This is a genomic window from Streptomyces ureilyticus (genome assembly GCF_011045025.1).
GTDB lineage: Bacteria > Actinomycetota > Actinomycetes > Streptomycetales > Streptomycetaceae > Streptomyces > Streptomyces ureilyticus.
In genome coordinates, this window is record NZ_JAAKZX010000066.1 from 36,573 (window position 1) to 44,753 (window position 8,181).

6 protein-coding genes are annotated in these 8,181 nt (G+C 70.2%); all 6 read right to left on the bottom strand.

Annotation, left to right across the window (positions count from 1 at the left end; genetic code table 11):
* Positions 1 to 144 precede the first annotated feature (144 nt).
* Positions 145 to 2,673 carry a HelD family protein gene (locus tag G6048_RS21525; protein ID WP_328826586.1) on the bottom strand — a complete coding sequence of 843 codons (2,529 nt, stop codon included), beginning with the start codon at positions 2,671 to 2,673 and terminating at the stop codon, positions 145 to 147.
* 92 nt (positions 2,674 to 2,765) lie between these two features.
* Positions 2,766 to 3,545 carry an anti-sigma factor family protein gene (locus G6048_RS21530; RefSeq protein ID WP_235990134.1) on the bottom strand — a complete coding sequence of 260 codons (780 nt, stop codon included), beginning with the start codon at positions 3,543 to 3,545 and terminating at the stop codon, positions 2,766 to 2,768.
* A gap of 38 nt (positions 3,546 to 3,583) precedes the next feature.
* Complete coding sequence (locus tag G6048_RS21535; RefSeq protein ID WP_037675339.1) at positions 3,584 to 4,105, bottom strand: sigma-70 family RNA polymerase sigma factor; 522 nt, start codon at positions 4,103 to 4,105, stop codon at positions 3,584 to 3,586.
* 436 nt (positions 4,106 to 4,541) lie between these two features.
* A complete protein-coding gene (locus tag G6048_RS21540) occupies positions 4,542 to 5,174 on the bottom strand; it encodes a CGNR zinc finger domain-containing protein (protein ID WP_165341216.1) in 633 nt (210 codons plus the stop codon).
* 165 nt (positions 5,175 to 5,339) lie between these two features.
* Positions 5,340 to 6,500, bottom strand: a complete 1,161-nt coding sequence (locus tag G6048_RS21545; RefSeq protein ID WP_206341889.1) for a uroporphyrinogen-III synthase — start codon at positions 6,498 to 6,500, stop codon at positions 5,340 to 5,342.
* Positions 6,501 to 6,634: 134 nt separating this feature from the next.
* Positions 6,635 to 8,017, bottom strand: a complete 1,383-nt coding sequence (locus G6048_RS21550) for a nitrate/nitrite transporter (RefSeq protein ID WP_165341213.1) — start codon at positions 8,015 to 8,017, stop codon at positions 6,635 to 6,637.
* Between the last annotated feature and the right edge of the window lie 164 nt (positions 8,018 to 8,181).

The following is an 8,181-nucleotide window of genomic DNA, read 5'->3' on the forward strand; positions in this document are numbered from 1 at the left end:
GGCTTGGATCGGGTCGGTGCCTCATCCAAGGTAACAAAGGATCCCCTCAAGGCAATTCCCGTCCCGCGAGTTGATTTCCGGGCCGAGAGTTCATCGCCCGGGGCGCAGGAAGGGCCACGGGGTCGGACCCGCATCGCCACGGCGTCAGTCGCGCAAGAGGTCGGGTACTCCGTTCGCGTCGGGCTCGTCGCGGTCCTGGGAGACGACGGTGAGCTGCTGGGTGGCCCGGGTCAGGGCGACGTACAGCACGCGCAGTCCGGCCGGCGACTCGTCGGCGATCTCCGCGGGCGAGACGACGACGGTCGCGTCGTACTCGAGGCCCTTGGCCTCCAGGCTCCCGAGGGCCACGACGCGGTCGCCGAGCCCGGCGAGCCACCGGGCGGCCTCCGCGCGCCGGTTCATGGCGACGACGACGCCGACCGTGCCGTCGACCCGGTCGAGCAGCCGCGCGGCCTCCTCGCGGACGGTCCGCGCGAGCCCGTCCCGTACGACACTGAAGCGGGGCTCCACGCCCGTCGAGCGAACCGCCGACGGGGACGTCGAGCCGGGCATGGCCAACGCCAGTACGCGGGCGGCCAGTTCGGCGATCTCGGCGGGGTTGCGGTAGTTGACCGTGAGCTCGAAGCGGCGGCGTGGGCGGGTGCCGAGCGCCTCGTCGCGGGCTTCGGCGGCCTCGTCCGGGTCCGACCACGAGGACTGGGCGGGGTCGCCGACGACCGTCCAGGTGGCATGCCGGCCACGGCGGCCGATCATGCGCCACTGCATGGGGGTGAGGTCCTGTGCCTCGTCGACGATGACGTGCGCGTACTCGGTACGTTCCTGAGCCAGCCGTTCGGCGCGCTCGCGCTGTGACTCCTCGCGGACCGGCATCAGCTCCTCCAGGCCGGTGAGCTGGTCCAGCGGGTCCGCCTCGCGCTTCCTGCGGGGGCGGGCCGGGGTGCCGAGGATCGCCTGGAGTTCGTCGAGCATCGCCACGTCGTGCACGGAGAGGCCGTCACGCCCCAGGGAGCGGGCGACGCGGCGCACCTCGCCGGGGTTGAGGATCCGCCGGGCCCAGCGCCCGAGCCGCCTCTCGTCGGCCATCGCGGCCAGTACGGCACGCGGGGTCAGCTCGGGCCACCAGGCGTCCAGGAACGCGATGAAGTCGTCCTCGGAGCTGATGTCCTCGTCGAACGACGACCGCAGTTCGGCGGCCAGCTCCGGGTCGGTGTGCCGGGATCCGGCGCCGGAGCGCTCCCACAGGGCGTCGAGCAGCAGCTTGCGGGCGCGGGGCCGCAGCAGGTTCACGGGCGCGGTGCCGGACAGGGCGGTACGCCGGATGCGGTCGAGCTCGTCGGCCTCCAGCTCGAGGCGGCGCCCGAAGGCGACGACGCGGAGGCGGGTCGTGGAGACGGCGGGGGCTTGCGGCCCGTCGTCGCCGAAGTCGCGATCGCCGAGATCGCCATCGCCGGAGTCGCGATCGCCGGAGTCGTCGCCGAAGGCAAGCTGCTCCGCTCGCCCGTGGCCGCGTGCCCGCGATGCTGCGCCGCTGTCACCGTTGCCGTTCCGCGCGGAGCGCGAGGACGCGTCGCCGCGCCGACCGCCCGCGCGCCCGGCACTGCCCCCCTCATCCGCCGCCTCCAGTGCCCCCCGCGCCGCCTTCCGCAGCACCTTCAGCATCCGGTACGAGCCCTTGGCGCGGGCCACCGCCGGGGAGTCGTACAGCGTGGCCTCCGCGCCGTCGACGAGGGAACCGACCGCGCGGATGGCGACCTGCCCCTCCTCGCCGAGGGACGGCAGAACGCCCTCGGTGTACGCGACGAGCAGCGGGGTCGGCGAGACGATCAGGATGCCGCCCGCGTACCGCCGCCGGTCCTGGTACAGCAGATACGCGGCCCGGTGCAGCGCGACGGCCGTCTTGCCGGTGCCGGGACCGCCCTCCACGTACGTCACCGACGCGGCGGGCGCCCGGATGACCTGGTCCTGCTCGGCCTGGATGGAGGCGACGATGTCCCGCATGGTGTGGCTGCGGGCCTGGCCGAGCGCGGCCATCAGCGCGCCGTCGCCGACGACGGGCAGCTCGTGCCCGTCGAGGGAGGCGGTCAGCTCGGGCCGCATCAGGTCGTCCTCGACACCGAGTACGCGACGGCCCTTGGAGCGGATGACCCGGCGGCGTACGACCCGGCCCGGATCGACCGGTGTCGAGCGGTAGAAGGGGGCGGCGGCGGGTGCCCGCCAGTCAATGACCAGCGGGGAGTAGTCCGCGTCGAGAACGCCGATCCGCCCGATGTGCAGCGTTTCCGCGACGTCGGCGGTGTTGTCGGACCGTATGGCGCCCTCGGCGGGCTCGACCGCCGTGTACGCGCCGTCCGGACCCTTCTTGCCGTCCTTGCCGGCCAGCAGGTCGATCCGCCCGAAGAGGAAGTCCTCGAACTCGTTGTTCAGGCGGTTCAGGTGGATCCCCGCCCGGAACACCTGCGCGTCACGCTCGGCCAGCGCGCCCGGCGTGCCCACCTGACCGCGCTTGGCCGCGTCGTTCATCAGGAACTCCGCCTCGTGGATCTTCTCCTCGAGGCGCCGGTAGACCCGGTCCAGGTGTTCCTGCTCGACGCCGATCTCTCGATCCCGTACGGAATCGCGGGCGGACGACTCGACCGAGCGCAGCGCGGCTTCCTGCTGAACCTGAGCGGCCACCGGGCCCCCTTCTGACGTGCATGGCAGCCGTCAACCGTACGCGAAGGGGGACCCCGGAGGCTACGTGTGCGCTCGTGGTTCGCTGAGTTCTGTCACGCGTCGACCTGGACGAGACGCGTGCCCTCGAACGTGACGACCTCGAAATGGTCGATCTCGTTCGGTGACATGGCCGCGCCGCCATGGACGTACAGCGGGTTCTTCGCCTTCTCGTTGGTGCTGTTCTCGATGCCGTAACCCCACTTGGGCACGGACCAGGAACTCACCGTCTCGCGGTCGCCGTTCTTGCCGACGGCGACGAGGGAGCACTTCTCCGGGCCCTTGAGGTTCTTGAGCTCCAGCACCGCGTGGGTGCCCCAGCCCTTGGACTGCATGCCGACCGTGGCGCTGACCTTGGTGGTCGGGTCGGTGGCGGAGACCTTGTCCTTCATGTCGTTGAAGAAGGCGTCCTCGGCGGGGCTCGTGGAGTGCGGGGCCGCCGTCACGTTGTTGTTGCTGTCGCCGTCGCCGGTGACCCCGATCGCGGTGACCGGGCCGCCGATGATCAAGGCGGCTGCCGCCGCGACCATGTACATACCGCGCCGCCGCTTCTGGGCACGGCGCTCGGCGACCTCGTCGACCAGCCGGTTGACCAGGCGCGGGCTCGGCTTGGCGGACAGCGATTCGCCGATGGCCGGGGTTCCCTGGGAACCCGGCAGATCCGCGAGGGCGGCCAGCATCGGCTCCATGCCGGCGAGCTCGTCCAGTTGCTGCGCGCACCAGTCGCAGGTCGCGAGGTGCGCCTCGAAGGCGGTCGCCTCGGCGTCGTCAAGGATGCCGAGGGCGTACGCACCCACGGTCTCGTGCACATCACCCTGACCCTGCGAACTTTGCATAGGTCCAGGAGTACCCGTTCCGTATCCCCCGTATGTACTCATGCCGTCACCCCACGCTCTTCCAGCGCCAGCTTCATCGAACGCAAGGCATAGAACACCCGGGAGCGCACGGTGCCGCTGGGTATGCCCAGCGTCTGGGCCGCCTCATTGACGGTACGTCCCTTGAAGTACGTCTCGACCAGGACCTCCCGGTGAGCAGGGGTCAGGTCGTCCAGCGCGTCCGACAGTGTCATCAGCCACAACGCCTTGTCGATCTCGTCCTCCGCGGGGATGACCTCCAGCGGCGACGGGTCCACCTCCTGAGGCCGGGCCTGCCGGCTGCGGTGGCCGTCGATGACGATGCGCCGGGCAACCGTCACCAGCCAGGGGCGTACCGAACCGGTAGCTCGGTTGAGCTGACCGGCGTTCTTCCAGGCGCGGATGAGCGTCTCCTGCACCACGTCCTCCGCGCGCTGCCGGTCGCCCGCGACCAGCCGCAGCACATAGGCGAGCAGGGGCCCCGCGTGTTCCCTGTACAGCGCACGCATCAGCTCCTCGTCGGGCTCCGAGGGCTGGGACATGCGATGTCGGGCCCTCGGCGGTCGTTCATCGGCCACGGCGGAATCCTTGCGCACGCCTACCTCCGGTGTCCGGGGGTTCCCCCGAGTCAGTCGCTCTCCACCGGGTACGCAGACGGGCGCCACCCTGTTCAAGATGTGACCCAAGTTTCTTCAACGCCCCCAGACCAGCCGGACATCGCAGCACATTCCCGTCACTAGGGCTTTACATTCCCGCCACGCTGGCAAGATCGCGTCGCTGCCCCGAGGGCGACAGGAGGAAACACGTTGTTGCCAATGTCACTCCAAGTCGAGGAGAACAAAAGGAACTTAAGGGGCGGTGCAGATCTGCGCTCCGTTCAGGGGGCGCCCTTAGTGGGCGCCTGGGGGCGCAGCCCCCTCACGCGGCGGAGTCGCACATTGATCCAGCCGGGAAGGGGCGGGGCTGGGGAAAAAACCGTCACGCCCGAGCCAGCGCGGCCCGCCGCCGATGCCGAGCAACCCGCTCCCGGTTCCCACACGTCTCACTGGAACACCACCGACGCCGCCGCCCCCGCGACGTATCGAGGTAAACGATGGGACAGTTGTCCCCCTCGCACTCCCGGATGCTCGCCCGGGCAACGGGGTCGGTGAGCAGCTCCACGGCATCGCGAGCCACAGCAGCAAGGAGCGCGGCACACGACGGGTCGCCATCGAGGGCCCGTACGAGAGACCCCCCGTCGTCCCACACCGCACGCGGAGCCGGCGTCGGCGCGGCGCAGGCCAGCTCATTGACGCGGGCCAGAGCGATACCGAAGGGCCGGGATTCTCGCGAGGGCTCCCCACGCACCAACTGCCCGATATGCCCACGCAGTTCCCGAAACCCCACGAGCCACGACGCATCGACCGCCCCCATCGCCGTACCCGCCGGAACAAGCCCCGATCCGCCGATCCAGGCCCGCAACGGCTCGACCGCGTCAAGCCGTTCCTCGGGATGCGTGGTCGCCAGCAGGTCCAGACAGATCCGCCCGGAGTCGAACCGCAGCTCGTATGAGGACGAGGCCGAGGACGGAGCCGAGTACGAGGACGAGCCGGTGGCCGTGCCCGCGGCCATACCCAATGCCATGTTCCTGTCACCGCCTTGGGGTAACGCCATAAGGGGTCGGTGAGGGTCGTACCCCTACAGTGCCCGCCCACGGCCGCAGCCGGAACCCCCAGGAGGAACCCGACGCGGCAGCGTCAGCTCCGACGCGGCGGCGTCAGCCCTGACGCAGCAGCATCAGACGTCCGCGTACTTCGAGTCCGCCGCCGGATCCAGCGCAAGCCGATACCCCCGCTTGACCACCGTCTGGATCAGCTTCGGCGCCCCCAGCGCCGTACGCAGCCGAGCCATCGCCGTCTCGACGGCATGCTCGTCCCGCCCCGCGCCAGGCAACGCCCGCAGCAGTTCGGCCCGGGACACAACCCACCCCGGCCGCCGCGACAACGCCCGCAGCAGAGACATCCCGGCCGGCGGTACGGGCCGCAGCTCACCGTCCACCAGCACGGCGTGCCCACGGATCTCCACCCGATGCCCCGAGATCGGCAACGTACGGGCCCGCGAAGGCAGTTCCTGACACAGCAGCTGTACGAGGGGGCCGAGCCGGAAGCGTTCCGGCTGAACCGTGTCGATGCCCCGAGCCTGCAACGGCAGCGCGGTCACCGGCCCGACGCAGGCCGCGAGTACGTCATGGTTGAGGGCGGCGAGGAGCTCCGGCAGCAGCCCACGCTCCTCCGCGCGGCCCAGCAGCGAGGCTGCGGCCGGCGCACTGGTGAAGGTCAGCGCGTCCAGGCCGCGACTGACCGTGGCGTCGAGCAGCCGGTCCACGGGCGCGATGTCCTCCGGCGGCATCCACCGGTAGACGGGCACACCGACGACCTCCGCACCCGAGTCCCGCAGCGCCTCGACGAAGCCGGGCAGCGGCTCGCCGTGCAGCTGGATCGCGATCCGCCGCCCGTCGACCCCTTCCTCCAGCAGCCGGTCGAGCACCTCGGCCATGGACTCGGAGGACGGGGACCACTCCTCGGTGAGCCCCTGGGCCCGTACCGCCCCTTTGACCTTGGGCCCGCGGGCGAGCAGTTCGACCCCGCGCAGCCGGTCGAGCAGCGCCTCGCCGAGCCCCCAGCCGTCGGCGGCCTCGACCCACCCCCGGAACCCGATCGCGGTGGTGGCGACCACGACGTCCGGCGCCTGGTCGATGAGTTCCTTGGTGGCGGCGAGCAGTTCGCTGTCGTCGGAGAGGGGCACGATGCGCAGGGCCGGGGCGTGCAGAACGGCGGCACCGCGCCGCTGGAGCAGGGCACCGAGTTCGTCGGCACGGCGGGCCGCCGTCACGCCGACGGTGAATCCCGCGAGGGGCCCGTGTTCGTGTCGGTCTGGTCGCTGCAGTTCGTCGTGCATCAGCTCTCGTCCCGATGTCGATTCATCCCGCACCGGTCTGTCGTCCCGGTCGTACCCGCCGTACATCAGCGGTCGACCGAGCCTGTCAACGGCTCGTGACAGGCTCGGTTCCGCTAGATGTCGGCGGTGTTACGTCACACCTTCGCGTAGCTGAGCTGCGGCTTTGCCTCGGTGGCTGCGGTGGCCTCGCTCTGGGCACTCGCCGGGTGGCGAAGGTATACGGCCCAGGTGACCACGAAGCAGACCGCGTAGAAGGCGAGGAAGGCGACGAAGGCGCCGGTTCCGGTGCCCGCGGACAGGAAGGACTGGCGGAAGGCGAGGTTGATGCCGAGCCCACCGAGCGCGCCCACGGCCCCGATGAGACCCATGGAGGCACCGGACAGGCGGCGCCCGTACGCGGCGGCCGCCTCACCATCCAGCCCCATGGCGACAGCCTTGGTCTGGAAGATGCCGGGGATCATCTTGTACGTCGAGCCGTTGCCGAGCCCGGTCAGGACGAACAGCGCGATGAACGCCACGCTGAACAGCGGCAGCGACTCCGCCACGGAGGCCGCGACGATCGCGCCGGTGGCCACCATCATGGCCGCGAAGTTCCAGAGGGTGATCTTCGCGCCGCCGAAACGGTCGGCGAGCCAGCCGCCGAGGGGCCGGATCAGCGAGCCCAGCAGCGGGCCGATGAAGGTGATCGAGGCCGCCTGCAGAGGCGTACGGCCGAACTGCGTCTGCAGCACGAGGCCGAACGCGAAGCTGTAGCCGATGAAGGAGCCGAAGGTGCCGATGTAGAGGAAGGACATGATCCAGGTGTGCGCGTCCTTGACGGCATCCTTGGCCGCGCCGGTGTCGTTCTTCACCGACGAGATGTTGTTCATGAAGACGGCGGCGCAGACGGCGGAGATGATGATGAACGGGATGTAGAGGCCCAGCAGCAGTCGCGGCCCGCCGCTCGCCCCGATGACCGCGAGCCCGACCAGCTGCACCACCGGTACGCCGATGTTGCCGCCGCCCGCGTTGAGACCGAGCGCCCAGCCCTTCTTCCGCAGCGGGAAGAAGCTGTTGATGTTGGTCATGGAGGAGGCGAAGTTGCCACCGCCGATGCCCGCGAGCACCGCGCAGGCCATGAACGTGGAGTACGAGGTGCCCGGCTCCATCACGATGTACGCGGCGATGGTCGGGGCGAGCAGCGCACTCGCCGAGAAGATCGTCCAGTTGCGGCCACCGAAGCGGGCGACGGCGAAGGTGTACGGCACGCGCACGATCGAGCCGACCAGGGTCCCCATGGCGACGAGGAAGAACTTGTCGGCGGGGGTGAGCCCGTACTCGGGGCCCATGAAGAGCACCATCACCGACCAGAGGGTCCAGATCGAGAACCCGATGTGTTCCGAGAGCACGGAGAACCAAAGGTTCCGCCGGGCGACCTTCTCGCCGGTCTCTTTCCAGAAGGTCTCGTTCTCCGGATCCCAGTGCTCGATCCAGCGGCCTCCCTTGCTCGATGCGGGCGCTGTACTAGGGGCTGTCATGACGCCTCCACGGTTCTCCGGTGCTCAGGTGTCGTACGTGGGGTCCGTACTTGGGGTGATGAGTCCCGAAGGTAGGGATGGCGCGTTTCCGGTCTGTGCCTGTGAGTGACCGCCGGGGAACGTTGCTCTCACGAGGGGGCGGGGGCGGCGGTGAGGTCGAGAGG

Coding starts and splice junctions, on each gene's coding strand:
- G6048_RS21535 (WP_037675339.1), bottom strand. CDS start 4,105: ATGTCCCAGCCCTCGGAGCCCGACGAGGAGCTGATGCGTGCGCTGTAC.
- G6048_RS21540 (WP_165341216.1), bottom strand. CDS start 5,174: ATGGCCGCGGGCACGGCCACCGGCTCGTCCTCGTACTCGGCTCCGTCC.
- G6048_RS21545 (WP_206341889.1), bottom strand. CDS start 6,500: ATGCACGACGAACTGCAGCGACCAGACCGACACGAACACGGGCCCCTC.
- G6048_RS21530 (WP_235990134.1), bottom strand. CDS start 3,545: ATGCAAAGTTCGCAGGGTCAGGGTGATGTGCACGAGACCGTGGGTGCG.
- G6048_RS21550 (WP_165341213.1), bottom strand. CDS start 8,017: ATGACAGCCCCTAGTACAGCGCCCGCATCGAGCAAGGGAGGCCGCTGG.